Raw genomic sequence first — 19,460 nt, 5'->3', positions numbered from 1 at the left:
GGCGGCCCACCTTTCTTCTTCCTCCTGGAGTCCCCGGTCATGCAGAACACCCCTGTTACGTCGCTGGTCGGGGCGGAGTACGAGGTCGAGGTCGGCCCGGTCGCCCACGGCGGCCACTGCATCGCCCGTACGGAGGCCGGCCGAGTCCTCTTCGTCCGCCACGCGCTGCCGGGAGAGCGCGTCCGCGTCCGGGTCACCGAGGGCGAGGAGACCTCCCGCTTCCTGCGCGCCGACGCGATCGAGATCCTGGACGCCTCCAAGGACCGCGTCGAGGCCCCCTGCCCCTTCGCCGGCCCCGGGAAGTGCGGCGGCTGCGACTGGCAGCACGCCAAGCCGGGCGCCCAGCGCCGTCTCAAGGGCGAGGTCCTCGCCGAACAGCTCCAGCGCCTGGCCGGGCTCACCCCGGAGGAGGCCGGCTGGGACGGCACCGTCATGCCGGCCGAGGGCGACAAGCTGCCCGCGGGCGAGGTCCCGAAGTGGCGCACCCGCGTCCAGTACGCCGTCGACGCCGAGGGCCACGCGGGCCTGCGCAAGCACCGCTCCCACGAGGTCGAGGTCATCGACCACTGCATGATCGCGGCCGAGGGCGTCTCGGAGCTGGGCATCGAGAAGCGCGGCTGGGAGGGCATGGCCGCCGTCGAGGCCATCGCGGCCTCCGGCTCGAACGACCGCCAGGTCATCCTGACCCCGAAGCCCGGCGGCCGCCTCCCGCTGGTCGAGCTGGACAAGCCGGTCTCCGTCCTCCGCGTCGACGAGAAGGACGGCGGGGTCCACCGCGTCCACGGCCGCGCCTTCGTCCGCGAGCGCGCCGACGACCGCACCTACCGCGTCGGCAACGGCGGCTTCTGGCAGGTCCACCCGAAGGCCGCGCAGACCCTCATGCTCGCCGTCATGCAGGGCCTCACCCCCCGCAAGGGCGAGACGGCCCTCGACCTCTACTGCGGCGTCGGCCTCTTCGCGGGCGCCATCGCCGACCGCGTCGGCGACCAGGGCGCGGTCCTCGGCATCGAGTCCGGCAAGCGCGCGGTGGAGGACGCCCGCCACAACCTGGCCGGCTTCCCGCGCGTCCGCATCGAACAGGGCAAGGTCGAGGCGGTCCTCCCGCGCACCGGCATCACCGAGGTCGACCTCATCGTCCTGGACCCGCCCCGCGCGGGCGCCGGCAAGCAGACGGTCCACCACCTGGCCGGCCTGGGCGCCCGCCGCATCGCCTACGTGGCCTGCGACCCGGCAGCCCTGGCCCGCGACCTCGCCTACTTCGCGGAGCGCGGGTACAAGGTACGCACGCTGCGTGCGTTCGACCTCTTCCCGATGACGCACCACGTGGAGTGCGTGGCGATTCTGGAGCCGGTGAAGAAGGACGCGTGACCTGGGGTTTTGCGGGTGCGCGGTATGTGCCGTGTGGGCGTTACGGGCGATGTCTTGACGCTGAGATGACGCTCGTGACGCTCATTTGACGCTCGTTCTGATGGGGTGTCAGGTAGGGCTTCCTGCAGGTGACGGTGGGCCGGAGCCCACCTGCGGGAGGTGAGGGCATGAACGACCCGCAGCTCCCGTCCGGACACTGTCCAGTACACGCTCAGGAGCAGTTGCTTGCCCAGGGATGTTTCGGTGCCGTGCCGGCGCATCTTCAACTCGCTGTAGTGGAAGTTCGCCGAGCCTGTTTCGTTTTGCCATCTTCCAACGCTTAGGGAAGTTCCGCTCCGGCAGCACGCGCAGGCTCCGGGGTCGATCGGCAAGAGCACGTCGAGGAGGTCCCATAGCTGAACCATGGGACGCTGGCTGCTGCCTCTGGCAGAGTGATCAGCACTGCTAGACGATTCTCGTAAGGAACCTTGTGAGCACGCTCGGTAGCTTCATCTGGTCACTCGCTGACCGGCTTCGGGGCCCCTATCGCCCCAACCAGTACGGGACGGTGATTCTCCCGTTCACGATCTTGAGACGGCTCGACTGCATCCTCGAGCCGGACCGCGCGGCGGTACGGGAGCTGGCTGCGAGGTACGAGAACCCGAACCGGCTCAAGGTCGAGGTCAAGAAGGTCACGGGGCGGAGCTTCTACAACACCTCCAACTACGAGTTCGCGAACCTTCTGGCCGATCCGGACGGGCTGGCGGACAACCTCGCTGACTACATCGACCGGTTCTCCGCCGACGTGGACGTGTTCGAGTCCTTCGACTTCAAGAAGGAGATTCTGGCCCTGGAGAAGGCTGGGCTCCTGCGCGAGATCGTCCAGTCCTTCGGCGACGTCGACCTGCACCCCGACGAGGTGTCCAACGCGGACATGGGGGATGCGTTCGAGTACATCATCCGCAAGTTCAACGAGGCCGCGAATGAGACCTCCGGAGACCACTACACGCCGCGCGACGCGATCCGACTGCTGGTCGACCTCCTCTTCGCGGAAAAGGACGTCGACCTCACCGAGGACGGCATCATCCGGTCGCTGTACGACCCCACCGCCGGCACCGGCGGCATGCTCTCTTTGGCAGAGGAGCACCTGCTCGCCGAGAACCCCGAAGCGAAGCTGAGCTTGTACGGCCAGGAGTACAACCCGCAGTCGTACGCCATCTGCAAGTCCGACCTGCTCGCCAAGGGCCACGACGCGACCAACATCGCCTTCGGCAACACGCTTACTGACGATGCCTTCAAGGGCCGCCAGTTCGACTATGGCATGTCCAACCCGCCCTACGGGGTGGACTGGAAGCAGTACGCCAAGGCAGTCAAGGCGGAGCGCGACTCCGCCGGCCCCTACGGCCGATTCGCGCCGGGACTCCCCGCGACCTCGGACGGCCAGATGCTCTTCCTGCTCCACCTGGCCCACAAGATGCGCGTACCCGAGGACGGCGGCGGCCGCGTCGGCATCGTCATGAACGGCTCGCCGCTCTTCAACGGCGCCGCCGAATCCGGCCCCTCCAACATCCGCAGGTGGCTGCTGGAGAACGACCTGGTCGAGGCGATCGTTGCCCTGCCGACCAACATGTTTTTCAACACCGGCATTGCCACCTACATCTGGATCCTCGACAACACCAAGCACCCCGACCGCGAGGGCAGGGTTCAGCTCATCGACGGCACGTCGTTCTGGACCAAGATGCGCAAGAACCTCGGGTCTAAGGGACGCGAGATCAGCGACCATGATCGCGCTGAGATCGTGCGGCTGTACGCCGATTTCGAGGACGCCGATCCTGACTTCTCCAAGGTGCTGCGCAACGACGAGTTCGGCTACTGGACCGTCACCGTCGAGCGTCCCCTGCTCGATGAGGATGGGAACCCTGTCGTCGACCGGAAGGGCAGCCCGAAGCCCGACTCGAAGAAGCGTGACACCGAGAACGTGCCCTTCACATACGGTGGCTCAACCGTCGGAGCCGCAGGGGAGCGTGAAGTCATCCAGACGTACTTCGACGCGGAGGTGAAGCCGCACGTTCCTGACGCCTGGGTCGATTGGGCCAAGACCAAGACCGGCTACGAGATCCCCTTCACCCGCCACTTCTACAGGTACGTTCCACCTCGCCCCCTTGCAGAGATCGATGCCGACCTGGAGAAGCAGGTCGCCAAGATCCTCGACCTGTTGAGGGAGGTCGAGAAGTGAGGCAGGTTTCTCTTGCTTCGCTCGCTGTTTCGGGCGGATTTCACGACGGAGACTGGGTAGAGAGCAAGGATCAAGATCCAGACGGCGAGATCAGACTCCTTCAATTGGCTGATATTGGAGATGGTTTCTTTCGTGACCGGTCGGACAGGCGTATCAATGAAGCAGCCTTCGGGCGACTCAACTGCTCGCCTGTGCTGGCTGGCGACGTCCTAATCGCGAGAATGCCAGACCCATTGGGTCGTGCCTGCATTGTTCCCCAAGAGGTTGGGCGCGCTGTGACGGTCGTCGATGTCGCTGTTCTCCGCTGCGACGACACCAAGGCAGACAGGCGCTATGTCACCTATGCGGTCAATGCTGCACCGACCCGCAGTTTTATGGCGAGCCTTCAGGATGGGGCCACACGCCAGCGAATCCCGAGGAAACGGCTTGGGCGAGTTCAGATCCCACTCCCAGAACTGCCGGAGCAGGGTGCCATCGCCGACTTTCTCGACCGTGAGACGGCGCGTATCGACGTGCTCATCGAGGAGCAGAAGCGACTGATCGAGATGCTCCGCGAGCGGCGCGATGCAGAAGCTGATGCCCTTCTGGGGGCGCCGTCTCGGGCTCGTCACACCACAGTCAAGCGAGTACTTCGACCTCTCTCTCGCCCCGCACTGTCAGGCTTGGGCGTTGTTACTGCTTTTCGCGACGGCGTCGTGACCCTTCGAAGCAACCGCCGGGAGGACGGCTATACCTTCTCTAACACCGAGCATGGATACCAAGAGATTCGTCCGGGAGACCTGGTGTTCCATGCCCTCGACGGATTTGCGGGCGCTGTGGGAGTTTCTGATAGCCACGGAAATGCTACGCCGGTGTATCACGTCTGCGAAGCAACCGCTGGAGATGACCTGGCATACGTCGCTCGCTTGCTGCGGTATCTAGGGCGCAGCGGTTTCCTCGTCACACAGGCTCCGAATGTGCGTGAACGCAGCGTCGACTTCCGTAACTGGGCGATGTTTGGCCGGTTGCCCATTTCCCTGCCGCCGGTAGAAGAGCAGCGCCGCATTGCGTCGCACCTCGACGAGCAGGATGCGAAGACCGACACACTGATCGTCGAGTCGGAGAGGTTCGTCGAGCTTGCTCAGGAGCGACATGCAGCGCTTATTACAGCGGCGGTGACGGGGCAGATCGACGCACGGGGGGCGGCGTGATGGCCGATCACAACGAGGACGTCTTCGAGACGGAGATCTGCGAATACCTGGAGGAAAACGGTTGGCTGTACTCGACGCATGATCGTGACGGTGGTGAATACGACCGGGAGCGGGCGCTGTTCCCAAAGGACCTGTTCGAGTGGCTGAAGGATACGCAGAGGCTGGCGTACGAGAAGGCGTTGAAAGCGGCGGGCTCCAAGGAAAAGTTCCTCGATGTACTGACCGCGGCGCTGGACCGGCCGCTGGAGCACGGCGGCGGAACCCTGAACATGCTGCGCAACGGGGTGCAGTACATCGGCGGCGGCCGGTTGAAGCTGGCGCAATTCCGTCCCGAGACGTCACTCAACGAGACCACGACGACACACTACGGGATGATGCGGGTGCGGGTGGTGCGGCAGGTGCACTTCTCGACCGCCGACCAGCGCAGTATCGATCTGGTCTTCTTCGTCAACGGGCTCCCGGTGGCAACGGTGGAGTTGAAGACCGACTTCACCCAGTCGCTGGACGAGGCGGTCAACCAGTACAAGCGTGATCGCAATCCGTTGACGAACGGGCGGCCGGAGCCGTTGCTGTCGTTCGGGCACCGGGCACTGGTGCACTTCGCTGTCTCGAACGGCCTGGCGGCGATGACCACGAGGCTGGAGGGGGAGAAGACCCACTTCTTGCCCTTCAACATCGGCTTCGACAGCGGTGCCGGCAACCCGCCTGGCGAGGACGAACGGTCGGCGACGGCGTACCTGTGGGAACGCGTCTGGGAGAAGCACGCCTGGCTGAACATCATCGGGCGGCTGATGATCGTGCAGACCAAGGAGGAGTGGGACGTCACCACCGGCAACTCGGTGCGGCGTACGAGCATGCTCTTCCCGCGGTTCCACCAGTGGGAGGCCGTCACGAGCATCGTCGAGGCGGTGAAGGAGGAGGGAGTCGGGCAGCGGTACCTGATTGAGCACTCGGCCGGGTCGGGGAAGACGAACACCATCGCCTGGACAGCCCATCGGCTGGCGCGGCTACATGTCGATGACCAGAAGGTCTTCGACTCGGTCATCGTGGTCGTGGACCGCACGGTGCTCGACTCCCAGTTGCAGGATGCGATCCGGCAGATCGACGGCACCGGCAAGATCGTCGCGACTATCAGCCCCGAAGACGTCCGCAAGGCCGGCGCGAAGTCGAAGTCGGGTCTGCTGGCTCAGGCGTTGAAGAACGGTGAGCTGATCATCGTCGTGACGATGCAGACCTTCCCGCATGCGCTGGACGAGATACGGAGCGACGCCGGCCTGAAGGGCAAGCGGTTCGCCGTCATCGCCGATGAGGCGCACTCCTCCCAGTCGGGTCAGATCTCTTCGAAGCTGAAGCAGGTGCTGACCGCTGAGGAGGTGAAGGAGATCGAGGATGGTGGCGAGATCGATGTGGAGTCGTTGCTGGCCGCGGAGATGACCGAGCGGGCCGAGTCGGAGAACATCTCCTACTTCGCCTTCACTGCGACGCCGAAGAACAAGACGCTGGAGCTGTTCGGCCGCAAGGGCGCCGACGGGAAGCCGTACGAGTTCCACCTGTATTCGATGAAGCAGGCGATCGAGGAGGGCTACATCCTCGACGTGCTCAAGGGCTACCAGCACTACGACACCGCGTTGAAGATCGCCGGCAGGGCCGAGAGCGGTGACGGAGGGGAGGTCGAGGAGGGCGCCGCCCGCAAGGGCCTGATGCGGTGGGTGCAGCTCCACCCGACGAACATCAGCCAGAAGGTGCGGATCATCGTCGAGCACTTCCACTCCAACGTCGCCTACCTCCTCGAAGGCAAGGCGAAGGCGATGGTGGTGACCGACTCGCGCAAGTCCGCGGTGAAGTACAAGCGGGCCATCGACGCCTACATCGCCAGGCGGAGCGCCGAGGACGCCTCGTACAACTACCGCACCCTGGTCGCTTTCTCTGCCGGGGTGACGATGGCCGAGGACGAGACCTGGCACAGCGACTGGGGCCCGCAGCCGTCGAAGGATGACGAGTTCACCGAGACCAACATGAACCCCGGTGCCGGGGCTGATCTGGCAGCCGCGTTCAAGGGCGATACGTACAAGATCATGCTGGTCGCCAACAAGTTCCAGACCGGCTTCGACCAGCCCTTACTCTCGGCGATGTACGTCGACAAAAAGCTGTCGGGGGTCGCCGCGGTGCAGACGCTCTCGCGACTCAACCGCACCCACCGCACCGCGGGTGGGGAGCAGAAGCGCAAGACGTTCGTCATCGATTTCGCCAACAAGCCCGAGGACATCAAGGCGGCCTTCGAGCCGTACTTCAAGAACGCGACCCTCGAGACCGAGACCGACCCGTACGTCGTCGTCCACCTGGCGAACAAGCTCGCCCAGGCCGGAATCTACACCGAGGATGACGTCCGCAAGGTCGCCGAACTGTGGGTGACCCGGAAGGGCAACAACGCCCTCTCGGCGGCGATCAGCCCGGCGCAGCACGACTTCCGGCGACGCTACGCGCGGGCGATCGAGGAAGAGGACAAGGTCACGCTCCAGGCGCTCGACCTGTTCCGCAAGGACGTCTCCACCTACGTACGCCTCTATGACTTCATGTCCCAGATCGTCGACTACGGCGACCCCTACATGGAGATGCTCTCGATCTTCCTGCGCCTGCTGGAGAAGGTCATCGCCGAGTCCGCGTGGGCGGCCGACGTCGACCTCTCTGACGTGGTGCTGGTCGGGGTCAAGCACAACAAGGCGATCCCGGTCGACATCTCGCTCGTGGGTGACGGGCAGCTGAAGGGCATCAGCGCCGCCGGCACGGGAACGAAGAAGGACCCGAAGTACGTCGCGCTCCAGGTCGTCATAGACAAGATGAACGACCTCTTCGGCGCTGAGTCGTTCGCCGAGTACCAGATCAGGGAGTTCGTGCAGGGCCTCGTCCAGCGGCTGCTCGCCGACCCGAACCTGGTGAAGCAGACCAAGGTGAACTCCAAGAAGCAGTTCGTGGAGTCGCAGGACTTCCAGGCAGCCGTTACGGAGGCGGTCGCAGACAACCAGGACGCCCACAACACGATGGCCGACTACTTCTTCACCGACGGGCCGGCTATCAACTCGATCATCGTCGCACTCGCGGATGCCTTCTACGAAGCAGCGGTCGAGCAGCAGTTGGATTCTTAGGTACGGCAGCCAGTACGGCGGCAGAGCCCCGATTCGGCAGCAGGGCCCAGACCGCGCGTCGCGGTCCGGGCCCTGTTCCGTGCGGTGCCGCCCTGCGGCGGCGGTGCGTCAGCTCTGTGCGGTGTCGTCGACGGCTGGGCCAACGCCAGCTTAAGCGTCGGTGCCGCTGGCTTCCTTGAGGATGTCGAGGCTCGCTTGGTCCTTTGGCTCGGAACGCCGGAACTGGGGGTGGCCAAGGTCCATCTGCAGTGCGGCGTGAAGTGGCGCGGGGTAGCGGGTCCGGTCGGACCACGAGAGTGCCTGGTGGCTGAGTCGGGCTGCGGCGACGGCGAGGGCCTCGCGCTCGTACCCGTTGAGTGTGTGCATCGGGGTGATTTCGCGCGTGGTCATGCTGTACCAAGGGGAGTTGAGCTCGTTCTCCTTGCGCTCGTCAGCGTTCTTTGACGCCTTGCCCGGGTCCGCGCGCCAGCGGGATTTCCACTGTCCGTGGCGCTTCTTACCGTAGTTGCGGGGCTCGGTGAACAGGAACCATGGATGCCCCTCGGGTCGATCTTCCGGGTAGTAGAGGTCGCTGGAGGTCTTGAGTGGCTTGGTGGTGCCGTTCTTCAGCGTCTCGGTGACGGATACGAGACGTGGCATCTCGGCCTGCGCGCAATTCATGCGGATGATGCTGACGGGGTTCCAGGAAGCGGGCAGGCCGCTCCCCGGGAGCCACAGGCGCGGGTCGTTCGGGTCCGGGGGGAGGCCCTGCTTGTTGTTATGCAGGCCCGGCCACACACGGCGGCTGGCGTGGCCGTCGATCATCAGGGCGTACGGGAGCCCATAGAGCTCGTCGCTGAGGTCTTGGAGGGCGGTACGGACGTCCTCGCCGGCCTGCGCCCAACGCTGCATCTCACCTTGTCCGTCCTGTGTGTGCAGCGGGTAGTTGGAGGCATGGAAATTGCTCTGCGCCCGCGCGTAGTGTTCCCACTGCGGGTGGATGTTGCTCCAACCGAGCATGCGCCAGGGCTCGCCGGCCTTGTGGGACGGGATCACCGCGGTGGCGGTGATGATCCTCTTGGGTTGTCCCTTGTACTTGCGATCGGTGGCCTGCTTGCGGATATGGATGCCCACGAAGGCCATGCGGGGCAACGGATAGGGGTCGTCTTCAGGGTAGAGAGCACGCTCGAACCGATCGTCGATCACGCCGCACGATCGGTACAGGTCCAGCTGCCCCATGTAGACGCGGTGGTCTTCGAACGCCGCAGCGGGCCTCTTGACGGTGCTGAACGACTTGGTAAACGGGTCGTAGGTGCGGCCGACCAAGAACTGAGATGGCACTGCGGCCTTTGCGAGCTCCCGTACTACCTGGTGTTTGGCGTCATTCTCGGCGAGGGCGGACTTCACCTCGGCGGGCTTCATGCCTTCGTGCTCATCCCCGCGGACAGGGAGCTCCGTCTCGCACCAGGCCGCGAGGAGCACGCCCGGTTCCGTGAACTGGCTGATGAGGGCTTCGGCGTCCGAGGCCCTCTCCTTTCCAGGACCGTGTTTCAGCAGGGCCTCGGCGTTGCAGAAAACTGCCTCGATACCCTCCGCGAGAGGCGTGATGTCCTTTCCGCTGGGGTCGGGGTCGATCTGTCCCGGGTTGAGGCTGTAGGGGTGGGCGAGACCATGGATCATGCGCGTGAGGGTTTCGTCCCGGTACCAGAGGCACAGGATCCGGAGCTTGGTGTAGCCGGCAGCTTCGATGGACCGTCGGATGCTGTCGGGCGAGGGATTACCGATGAGGTCGATGTAGTCCCCGTCGCTCTTTCGCTTTTTCTTCTCCTTCACCTGCGCCGAGGTGGCGGGTTCGTGGAGCCGCTTGCCGAACACGTTCCCCTTCGACTTCAGTTGGAGCAGAGAGACGGTGTCGCCGAAGGCGCGCCGGATCTGGTCCTGGAGAAGAGAGAGCTGGTAGATGCCGGCCCCGGCACCGACAGCGAAGGAGTCCGTTTTGGGCATGGTCGGCCGGATGGTGCCGGGCGCGGGCGTGAGGATGTCGATCCTCTTACCGTTCTCGTCCCTGAGGTTCAGGCGGTGGCGTTCGTCGGCAACGCGCTCTTCCAAGGCTGTGAGCGCAGTCCGGTCGGCGTCGAGTTTCGCCAGGATCTCCAGCGCGTGTTTGTTTGCCTGGCGCAGGCCCCACCCGTCCAGAGCGAGGGACAACAGCGGGCGCTGCGTCCCTTGATCGAGCAAGGCAGTGCGCGCGTGGACCACGGTGTTGTTGACGCGGCGGATGTGTGCGTTCAGGTTCAGGACGGGGTTGGGCTCGGCGGTGTAGGTGGCCATCTTCACCGAGACGCGGGACATGGCGTACTGGACTTGCGTCCGCGTGGGGTCCTTGGGACGGGCGGTGGCAGCTTCGCTGAGGTTGACAGGATGGGCCAGGGAGGCGAACAGCGGGCCGATGGGGTGGTCCCATGCGATCAGGTCGCCGTCACTGTCGGGGCGGTAATACACGGCCGCGGTGTTGGCGGACGGCTGCCAGTCGACGATGCGTTCCTTCGTCTCGCCGTCCTTCGTCTCGTACAGCTCGCGGACCGGTTCCACTTCCGTGTCCAAGAGCGGTTTAGCGGCCAGCTTCTTCGCGATATGCCACCTCACCGCCTGATAGGCCCAGCTGTCAGGGCTGGCTGGCCTGTCGTCCTTCTGAGCGAGGATGTTCTCGGCGAGGCTGAGCGACTGCGGGGTGGCGCCGCCCACGAGTTTCGCCAGAGTGGGCTCGTCCATGAACGGGATCTCGTCGAGCGGGATCTTGCGGACGATCCCTTCCAGGTAGGTGAAGACGTTCTTGAGGACGGCGGGTTCGACGGGGCTGAGCGTCACCATGAACGCCAGGTCCCTGTCCAGGTACACATACCCGTCAGTGATCTGCTGGAGGACGGTGACCGCGATGGAGTACGGAATCAGGAAGGGGTCAGAGTCCTGTACGCCTGCGATCCGCTTGCTGTTGCGGCTAGCCGTGCTGCCCAGGTCACGCCAGGCTCTGCGCGTCGGCGAGTGGTAGTCACCGAAGCCCCAGACCAGGGCGGTCATGCCGTCCAGGAGCTGCGGGGTGCACTTGATCGATGTGGTGTGTGCGGTGAGATCCCGCTGCGTGTTGCGACGCCCCATGGACGGTCTTACCTCTTCTCTCGGCTTTTCTCCCGAAAAGGGAAAGCAGCCCCCGCCTGCACCCGGAGAGGGCGGGGGTGGATGTAGGTCGTTCAGAGCATCTCGCGATCGAGCCCTGCGTAGGTGAGGAATGCCTGAAGTGCTTGACCGTAGAGCTCATTCATGATTGCGCGCTGCTCGGGGTTCCAGTCGGCATAGATCTGCTTGATGATCGTGGCCAGATCGGAACTGAACTTCTGGTCATGGATGGCATGGTCCACGATGTGCAGGGTCATGTCAGTCTCGCCGCGGCGGGCTCGGCCGGCGAGCTGGATGAGCAGGACGAGCATTCCTGCCACGAGTTCCTTGCGCAGGTCGTGGTCCATGTTGGAGAAGCGAGCCGGGGAGCGGAGGATCTTGGAGAGTTGCTTCCAGGAGGCTTCCCCGGCGTTGCGCAACTCGGCCAGCGGGGTGTCGCTGCCGCCGACAGGGAGGGCGTTGACGCCGGCGGCGTTGACGCTCGCGTGCAGCCAGTCGGTGTCCTCGATGCTGAGGACAGGCCGGACACAGAGGTAGATGTCGCGGACTGCGGAGCGTGTGCCAACGACGATGTTCAGACCTCGTCCGATGACAGCGAGGGGAGCGATCAGGATCTCCCCTCGTTCGGGGAAATCCTTCAGTTCCTCGCGGACCATCCTGTCCACGTGAGGAGGCAGGTGCTCCTCGTAGTTCTGTTTCTCTGCCTTCTTCACGAGCAGGCAGACCCGGTGGTTCAGACCGTCGGCTTGCGCCACTCCGGAAGCGAGGTGGGCGGCCTGCTCGTAGGAGTTGACGGTGAGAATGACGCGGGCTCGCTCCGGCTCCCGTTTCTGCAGGTGGGTCAGGCGTCGGGCAAGCTGCTGCTCGTAAAGACCCCGCCCGAGATCTCGCAGGGCGTTGGGCTTAAGTTCCGGTGGCAGACCACCGATACGCATCGCGTCGCCAGCGCCACTACGTACGGGTGTTGCAAGGGTGACGATGGATTCGGGGCGTGTATCGGGCAGCCACCATCGCACCGGGGCGTGGATGTGCTCTTGCACGGCCTGTGGCAGGTAGGCGGTGGCCGACAGCCCCATGACGGGCCGCTGCACGCCCGCGGTCAACAGCGATGTGAGGCCGCCCAGTTCGGAAACGAACGTATGCGGATCGCCTCCGAACGACCGGGAGAGGAGCTCCGCTTCCTTCTCCTTGTTGTCCATGCCTTTGATCTGGTAGCCGTGGATGGAGCGGCCCAGCATCGCCAGGGGGTAAAGGGTGGCCACCGTGCTGCTGCGCATGGTCTCAAGGATCTTGCGGACCGAGCCCAGGTCCAGGTAACGCAGGGTCTGTGCCTGCGCGCGCACTTCGTCGAGTGCGCCGTCGAGTTCGCGCAGCACAGTCCGGGTGACCAGCAGGTTGATCACAGCAGCCTGCCGGTGCGCATCTGGCACAAGCCCGAGGAGAAGCTTGCGCATCTCGTCGCGGGTGTCTGTGAGGTGGTCCTGGCCGCGCTGCGCTGTGAGCGTCATCAGGGCGGTCTGAACGGCGTCCCAGTCCGCGCCTTCGGGGAGGTCGAACTCTTCCTCGTCCGGCTCGGAGCCGTACCAGTGGGCGGGCATGATCTCGTTGAGGAAGGCGAAGAGCTCGGGCGGAATGTCCTCGGCCGCAGTTGCCTCGGGGAAGAGGATCTGGAGAATCTCGCGGTCCCGTGAGTGGGCCAGACGCCAGCCGGTGTTGTCGCGGCCGGCGCCGTCGGGGCCATCCGTTTCGTTGCCGGGATTCAGCTTCAGCCCACGACCGGAGCAGAGCCACAGCAGCAGCATCTCGGCCATGAGGCGGGCATGGCTGACCGGTGAGACGAGCCCCATCTCGTGGACAACGGGAAGGTTCTTCGCGTCGGAGTCGATCTCCCGCAGTGCGGTTGTCCTCTTCCGGGAGGCGAGAGTGATCTCCGAAGTGCAGCGGCTGATCGCCGCCGTCTGGAAGGCGTCGATCTCGTCGATCACAAGAGCGTCGGAGGAGCGCAGAGTCAGCTCCAGCACGCTCATGCCTCGGGTGCCGCGCGCCTGACCACGCCACTCTTGGCCGTCTAGCACGACACCGATGCGAGTGCGTCCTTCGAGCAGGTTTGCGTGGTTGGTGACGATGACGGCCGCGTTGGTGGCTCGGTAGAACTGCTGGAATTTGCCGCACGTCGGTGCGAACGGGCAGGTCAGCCGGTTGGAGCCAGTGGCCTCTGAGGTCAGCGAGGTGCAGTTCTCTTCCCCATAGGGGTACAGGGTGGGCGGGTCCATCAGCGCTCGCTGCGCGCATCCTGTCGACAGAAGGCCGATGTCCGTTTTGGCGCGACGGTCCCACTCGTCGATCTGGGTGGAGGTGCCGAGGGCTGCGTAGTCCATGGCGCGCCGGTGCATGCTTGATGGGGACATCAACGGCGTGCAGTGAGTGAACTCGGCGAGTCGTTTGATGTTGTGGAGATAGGCCAGGTCGTTGTTGATGTCCCAGGCCATCTCCAAGGTGGCCCGGACGTCAGTGACGGCGAGAGTGATGCGTCGGTCGTTCAGAGCAGCCCAGGAGGCCAGAACCCTCACCAGGACAGTCTTGCCGCTTCCTGTAGGAGCGTTGAGCAGCTGCAGATCGCCAGCAGTCAGGTCGAGTTCGGTCAGCTTTCCTGTCGTCGTCTTCATGCTCTTGAAGAACCGCTTGAGCACCTTGTGCAGGTAGCGGACGCTCTTGTCCTGCCCGCTGAGAGTCTTGGCGACCTCCAACAGCTGCTCCACGGTCGGCGCGACCCGGTCACGCGGCGGCCGAGTGTGCACCTGAGGCAGGAGCTCATGTCCGGGTGCTTCCCGAAAGTCGGGCGTAGCCGGGATGAAGATCTCCCTGCTGGTCGTGCCGTGCTCCGGGCCCAGGTAGGCAGTCCTCGTCTTCAGCTTTCCCGGGCCGGCGAACGCCTGGGCCTTGGGGCGCTTGCCGAAGGTGAAGAAGGGGCCGGTGACGCGTTGCACGTAGCCGAGGAAGTCACCTCCCATCCGCGGGATCGCTGCGTCCGCCAGGTGTGGATCTCCGGGCGGCAAACGCAGCGCGCCTCCGGAGCGGTCGGTGATGTCCGGTTCTGATGAGAGGACTCCGAGCATGGCGAGCACCGAGGTCCGGAGTTTCTTCGGGTCTGTCCACTCCTGGGCCATCAAGGTCATGACCTGACGGATGAGGTTTCGCTCAGTGCTGGGCAAGGCCGCCCATTCGGACCAGGCTTGTGGCTTGCGGTGCGCGAAGAACGTGGCTTCCTCGAAGCCGGCCAGGACGTGACCCTCGTCGTCCTTGCGTGGGAAGTAGTGGGCGGCCAGTGCGAGTGCTCCGGCGAGGCCAGCCTCCGTGCCCGTCATGTCGCCGCTCATGCCCGGCCCCCCTTGGCGTGGTTGATGACCATCTCCAGGTATTCCGTCGCGGTCATCGCCGCTTTCATCCTGTGTCTGCGGCACACCGCATCGAGCTGGTCCACTTGCTCCCTGCGATGGTCGGGAACCACCAAATACTCGGCGCCGCCCCGGTCGCCGCCGTCCAGGTCGAGTTTGCTGACCAGATGGTTGGACCAGGTGTAGTCCTTGAAGTCGGCCATGAACCGGGGGGCATCGTTGTCGGCATGGGTCATCCACAGGTCGCACTGATCCCCGTTGGGCCACAGGTGCGATGTCCAGGGTGTTCCCTCGAGGCTGGCCGACACTGCCCGATGTAGGGCCAGCTCGGGAAGTCCGGGGACCACGGTGTATCGCCACACGGGCCGCACCAGCACGACCGTATCCTCCACCGCTCGGGCCTCCGGCACGAGCGGAACGGCACCGGTCCACAGCGGGGCGAATCGGCCCGACGGCACTCGGCACTCGAACGTCGGTTGCAGCTCGGGCGCCGTCTTCCGGCGAGCGGTCACGACGAACTCGTATGACGCGCCTGTCTCATCGTGCCAGGGGTACAGGCAGCGGACTTGGCCGCGGATACGCCCGTTGGATCGGTCTGTCGTCACTTTCATCGGCCACTGACAGGCCGGACAGGGCCACCACCAGCCGCTGTACTGCGCGTATTGCGCGATAGGGCGGTAGAAGTCGTAGGCCCGAGATGGCAGGTTGAGGGTAGCCAGATCCTTCCTCGGTACGGTCGGGTTCTCAACCAGTGTCCTGCGGTGCCTCTCGTAGAAGGGGCCCTTGATCGCGCTGAAGACGGACTCTTGGCTGTACTCGTCATCCAGCTTGGGTTTGGTGACCTGACCGCTGAACTTCCCGACTTTCTCTGCAGCGCGCATGACACGCTGCGCTTCGTGCCGGAAGTCGAAGCCGTCCTCGGTTGCGACGCCGTCGCTCTCCAAGAGCCGGACGCCGGCGAGCTCCTCGGCGTTGATCCATTCGGGCAGCAACCGCTCGAGAGACCCGGCCCGTTCACCGGTGAGTCTGCCCATCAGTTCATCGAAGGGGATGTGGTGTCCGGGGCCACACGCGGCCATCAGAATCCCGTGGGCTTCCATGAGGCGGTCCAGACGCCGGGGGCCGGTCAGCTCCCCGGCAGCCATCGCGTGTTCACACACCGCGAATGCCTTGACGATCTCCAGCAGGACATGGGTCTGCTGGACCGTGGTCGTGTCTCCGTGTCGCGTCATCGGTGTGGAGGCTACGACACCGCACTGACAATGGACCTCAGCTTCACCCTTTGGGGTGATTAGACGAACGTCGGTGCGATCGAATCAACTTCGACGCTTGGATACAAAGAGCGGTAGGTATCGATGTGGTCCTTGATATGGCGTCGGCCGGAATCGGTGAGGAACCAGCGGTAACGTCCGTGGTCCGTCCCGTCAGGGAGGCGCAGAACAATGAAGCCGCGGCTGGGTGTACGCCCGTCGGGACTCTGGCCGACGGCAAGGTAGTGCGGTCCCCGTCCGGCGAGGCTGCCGTCCACGCCTTGCGCCCCTGCCCGCGCGACACGAACCACGATCTTCCACAGCCACGGCGACAGTAGCGTTGCGGGCGGTGCTGGAGCGGGAGTAACCCCGAGCGCTGCGCGTGCGACCGCTCGGCCGTGCCGAGTCATCTCTACGCGTGTACGAGGAACATCCCCCAGTCCATCGACGTACAGGCGATCCCGGTAAACGGTGATCAGCCCCCGTCTGTCCAGTGCGCTGACGGAGGACCCGGTCCCTGGGTCGTGAATGCCGGCCTCCCGGAGCCGCTCCTGGATGCGGGTGAAGCCGACGAGGTCGGCTGGCGCACTGAGTGCCAAGGTCAGCCGTCTCCATGCTGCAGCGGGGCGGTGAGTGCCCCCTGCATAGCGATTCTGGCGCTGTTCCTCTTCTGCCTCCTGATCCTGATGGAAGATGCACGTCAGGTAGCTGCGCTGCCGCTCATTGAGCTCACTCCAGGTTGTCAGCGCTTTCTCGGACGCGTTGCGAGGCCGACGAGCGGGAAGCGCGGGGGCCACTTCGTTCGGGCGCGTGCGGCGCCAGGCATCAATGACTACGCGGTCAGAAAGTCCGTAGACCTGGGCCAGCATCCGTGCCACTCGGCCTTGAGTTTCGGGCGACAGCCAAGCCTGCCCGCGCACCGGGCGACCACGCTCAAGGTCACGTATCTTCTCGGCGCTGATGTGAAGACCTTGTGATGCTCGTTTGCGGCGAAGTAGCGAAGCGACCTCGGCGGTACTCATACCCGCCCGACGACGCAGATCCTGCAGCGTTTCGGTCCCCCGTTCTCCTGCAGCCAAGTCTTGCGCATCACAGCGCAGCACCTTCAGCAGGCGCCCGAAGGCTCGGTCGCTTACCGCTTGTGTGCCAGCCTCCCAGCGGCGCACGGATCCAGGTGAGACACCAGTTGCTTCGGCCAGCTCCTTCACGCTCATACCTCGGAACCCACGCTGCTGTTCCAGAGCCTGAGGAGTGAGGGACTGTGCCATGCCTCCCAGCAAAACGCAGCCGACGGGTTGGAGCAACCACCATCCAGACTCGAAAGGTATGGAGCCAGCTGCATGCTCCCGTAGTCACCCATTCGGAAGGCATCTGAGTAGGGCCACCCGGAATCCTGTGATCGTCTCCGTTACCCGTGCCCCGTTCGCGGTGCGGGCCCCGGCCGCCCTGACTACGACCAGCCATTGGCTGAACTGCGCCCTTCTCGGGCACCTCACGCTTCCCGAGACTGCTGCACGGGACGAGGGAGGGCGCCATGACGGCGGTACGGAAGCGGCGAGGAACAGCGGCTCGGAAGCGTCGAGCTCAGCGGTTCCGCGGCGGCGCCATCGCCGGGGGCGTGAGCGTCGTCCTCCTGGTGGCCTATTGGAGCGCGATCTGGCCCTATCTCGTCGGTGCACTCGTTCTCGGTGGTCTTGTCGGCGGTGGGTGGTGGTTGTGGCGCACCGATCGGTTCATCAGGGGCGGTGATCGGCGGTGGCGGCATGACGAGGCCGTGAAGGCTGGGCACCGGACGCTTGCCGAAGTCGACGCGATGACGGGCACGGAGTTCGAGGACTTCGTCGTGGACCTGTGCCGAAGAGATGGGTGCACCGATGTGCGGAGGGTCGGCGGTTCCCACGACAACGGGGCGGACGTGCTGGGGTGCCTCCCCGACGGGCGGACCATGGTGATCCAGTGCAAGCGGTACACGCCCAAAAGCAAGATCCCCAGCCGGGAGGTCCGTGACCTGCTGGGGGTGAGGGTGCATTTCAAGGTCGACGTGGCGATCTTCGTGGCCACCACGTACTTCACCCGGCCAGCTGAGACGTTTGCCACGGAGAACGACATCCTGGCCGTCCACCGCGATCACCTCGGGCTGTGGAACAACGGGGCCTCGCTGCTGTCGCTCGGCGCGGTGAACGGCCTGGGACAAGGGGACCAGCTCCACCGCAAGCGATGGAAGGAGACGTACGAGTAGGAGGCGAGGACGGCCGGAAAATGTTGGTGCGGGGGTAGGCGGGAGTGGTCCGGGGCGGGTGTCTGGCGTCGGTACCCTGGAGCGCATGTCTACTGCTCCGGTTCGCGTTCGTTTCGCCCCGTCCCCGACCGGCATGTTCCATGTCGGTGGTGCACGGTCCGCTCTCTACAACTGGGCCGTGGCGCGACAGTCCGGCGGCACGTTCGTCCTGCGGATCGAGGACACCGACGCGGCCCGGAACAAGCCGGAGTGGATCGACGGGATCATCAATGCGCTCGCGGCGATCGGCATCCACGGCGAGGACACGGCCTTCGAGGGACCGTACTTCCAGTCGCATAACGCCGACCGGCACCGCGAGGCGGCCCAGCAGCTCTTCGCGGCCGGCCGGGCGTACTACTGCGACTGCACCCGGGAGCAGCTGAAGGAGCGAACGGGCTCGGATCACCTCGGGTACGACGGGTTCTGCCGGGAACGGGGGCTTGCCTTCGAGGAAGGCCGGGCGCTGCGGTTCCGGACGCCGGACGAGGGCGAGACCGTCGTGGTCGACCTCATTCGCGGGGAGCCGGCGTTCCCGAACAGTGCGATCGAGGACTTCGTGATCGCTCGCGGTGACGGGTCCCCGGTCTTCCTGATCGCGAACGTGGTCGACGACCTGGACGAGGGCATCACGCAGGTCATCCGGGGTGAGGAGCACCTGTCGAACACGCCGAAGCAGCAGCTGCTCTGGGAGGCGCTCGGTACCAAGCCGCCGGTGTGGGCGCACCTTCCGGTGATCGTGAACGAGAAGCGGCAGAAACTGTCCAAGCGCCGCGACAAGGTCGCGCTGGAGGACTACCTCGCCGAGGGCTTCCTGCCCGAGGCGATGGTGAACTACCTCATGCTCCTCGGCTGGGGCCCTGGTGAAGACCGGGAGATCATGCCGTACGAGGAGCTGGAGCAGCTCTTCCGGATCGAGGACGTCAACACCGCGCCTGCCTTCTTCGACGTGAAGAAGCTGACGGCGTTCAACGGCGACTACATCCGCGCCTTGGAGCCGGAGCAGTTCGCCGCCGCGTGCGCGCCGTGGCTCGTCGCCCCATACGCGCCGTGGGCCCCGGATGCGTTCGACAAGGACGTCTTCGAGGCGGCAGCGTCGCTGGCTCAGACCCGGATTGCGCTGCTGTCGGAGATCACCAGCTACGTGGACTTCCTGTTCCTCGACGAGCCGGTCGAGGACGAGGCGTCGTGGAGCAAGGCGATGAAGGCGGGTGCGATCGACATCCTGTCGGACACCCGTGCCGAGCTGGCCACTGTCGCGGAGTGGAAGGCGGACGACCTCAAGGCCGTCCTCCTCGCTGTCGGCGAGAAGCACGGCCTCAAGTTGGGTAAGGCCCAGGCGCCCATCCGGGTCGCGGTCACCGGCCGGACGATCGGACTTCCGTTGTTCGAGTCCATGGAGCTGCTCGGCCGGGACCGCGTGCTGACCCGTCTGGACACCGCGACCAAGAAGCTGGCCGCGCAGGCGTAG

10 protein-coding genes are annotated in these 19,460 nt (G+C 65.1%); 6 read left to right on the top strand and 4 right to left on the bottom strand.

All coding sequences use genetic code 11. The features are described 5' to 3' along the window. The first annotated feature begins 39 nt into the window (after positions 1-39). The 4 genes from ACFV2S_RS07895 (at position 40) to ACFV2S_RS07880 (ending at position 7,916) form a co-directional block, all read left to right on the top strand. Positions 40-1,368, top strand: coding sequence for a class I SAM-dependent RNA methyltransferase (locus ACFV2S_RS07895; protein WP_385555268.1), 1,329 nt, complete (start codon positions 40-42; stop codon positions 1,366-1,368). Between the two features lie 469 nt (positions 1,369-1,837). Then, the gene (locus ACFV2S_RS07890) at positions 1,838-3,583 is read left to right on the top strand and encodes an N-6 DNA methylase (protein WP_385555266.1); all 1,746 of its coding nucleotides are present in this window, start codon (positions 1,838-1,840) and stop codon (positions 3,581-3,583) included. Continuing rightward, complete coding sequence (locus ACFV2S_RS07885) at positions 3,580-4,773, top strand: restriction endonuclease subunit S (RefSeq protein WP_385555264.1); 1,194 nt, start codon at positions 3,580-3,582, stop codon at positions 4,771-4,773. The genes ACFV2S_RS07890 and ACFV2S_RS07885 overlap by 4 nt, the downstream gene beginning before the upstream one ends. Then, a complete protein-coding gene (locus ACFV2S_RS07880; protein WP_385555262.1) occupies positions 4,773-7,916 on the top strand; it encodes a type I restriction endonuclease subunit R in 3,144 nt (1,047 codons plus the stop codon). Before ACFV2S_RS07885 ends, ACFV2S_RS07880 begins: the two co-directional genes overlap by 1 nt. Positions 7,917-8,066: 150 nt before the next feature. Here the strand turns inward: ACFV2S_RS07880 and ACFV2S_RS07875 are convergent, their stop codons facing one another. From ACFV2S_RS07875 to ACFV2S_RS07860, 4 genes are all read right to left on the bottom strand, one after another. Then, on the bottom strand, positions 8,067-11,051 hold the full coding sequence (locus ACFV2S_RS07875) for an RNaseH domain-containing protein (protein WP_385555259.1): 2,985 nt from the start codon (positions 11,049-11,051) through the stop codon (positions 8,067-8,069). Positions 11,052-11,143: 92 nt separating this feature from the next. Beyond that, a complete protein-coding gene (locus ACFV2S_RS07870) occupies positions 11,144-14,446 on the bottom strand; it encodes a hypothetical protein (protein ID WP_385555257.1) in 3,303 nt (1,100 codons plus the stop codon). Beyond that, the gene (locus ACFV2S_RS07865; RefSeq protein ID WP_385555255.1) at positions 14,443-15,696 is read right to left on the bottom strand and encodes a hypothetical protein; all 1,254 of its coding nucleotides are present in this window, start codon (positions 15,694-15,696) and stop codon (positions 14,443-14,445) included. Before ACFV2S_RS07865 ends, ACFV2S_RS07870 begins: the two co-directional genes overlap by 4 nt. Before the next feature lie 59 nt (positions 15,697-15,755). Then, on the bottom strand, positions 15,756-16,982 hold the full coding sequence (locus tag ACFV2S_RS07860) for a helix-turn-helix domain-containing protein (RefSeq protein WP_385555253.1): 1,227 nt from the start codon (positions 16,980-16,982) through the stop codon (positions 15,756-15,758). Between the two features lie 350 nt (positions 16,983-17,332). Between ACFV2S_RS07860 and ACFV2S_RS07855 the strand changes: the two genes are divergently transcribed. Both ACFV2S_RS07855 and gltX read left to right on the top strand, forming a co-directional pair. Then, positions 17,333-17,953 carry a restriction endonuclease gene (locus tag ACFV2S_RS07855; protein ID WP_385555251.1) on the top strand — a complete coding sequence of 207 codons (621 nt, stop codon included), beginning with the start codon at positions 17,333-17,335 and terminating at the stop codon, positions 17,951-17,953. A 133-nt stretch (positions 17,954-18,086) separates the two neighbouring features. Beyond that, the gene (gltX, locus tag ACFV2S_RS07850; RefSeq protein ID WP_385555291.1) at positions 18,087-19,460 is read left to right on the top strand and encodes a glutamate--tRNA ligase; all 1,374 of its coding nucleotides are present in this window, start codon (positions 18,087-18,089) and stop codon (positions 19,458-19,460) included.

It is taken from the genome of Streptomyces sp. NPDC059695 (assembly GCF_042733785.1).
In the GTDB taxonomy this organism is placed as follows: Bacteria; Actinomycetota; Actinomycetes; order Streptomycetales; family Streptomycetaceae; genus Streptomyces.
The sequence above is the reverse complement of the archived record's forward strand: the minus strand, read 5'-3'. Positions and strand labels throughout refer to the sequence as shown.

Excerpts from the sequence above, each read along its gene's own strand:
- ACFV2S_RS07870 (WP_385555257.1), bottom strand. The coding sequence starts at position 14,446 with ATGAGCGGCGACATGACGGGCACGGAGGCTGGCCTCGCCGGAGCACTC.
- gltX (WP_385555291.1), top strand. The coding sequence starts at position 18,087 with ATGTTCCATGTCGGTGGTGCACGGTCCGCTCTCTACAACTGGGCCGTG.
- ACFV2S_RS07880 (WP_385555262.1), top strand. The coding sequence starts at position 4,773 with ATGGCCGATCACAACGAGGACGTCTTCGAGACGGAGATCTGCGAATAC.
- ACFV2S_RS07895 (WP_385555268.1), top strand. The coding sequence starts at position 40 with ATGCAGAACACCCCTGTTACGTCGCTGGTCGGGGCGGAGTACGAGGTC.
- ACFV2S_RS07875 (WP_385555259.1), bottom strand. The coding sequence starts at position 11,051 with ATGGGGCGTCGCAACACGCAGCGGGATCTCACCGCACACACCACATCG.
- ACFV2S_RS07860 (WP_385555253.1), bottom strand. The coding sequence starts at position 16,982 with ATGGCACAGTCCCTCACTCCTCAGGCTCTGGAACAGCAGCGTGGGTTC.
- ACFV2S_RS07865 (WP_385555255.1), bottom strand. The coding sequence starts at position 15,696 with ATGACGCGACACGGAGACACGACCACGGTCCAGCAGACCCATGTCCTG.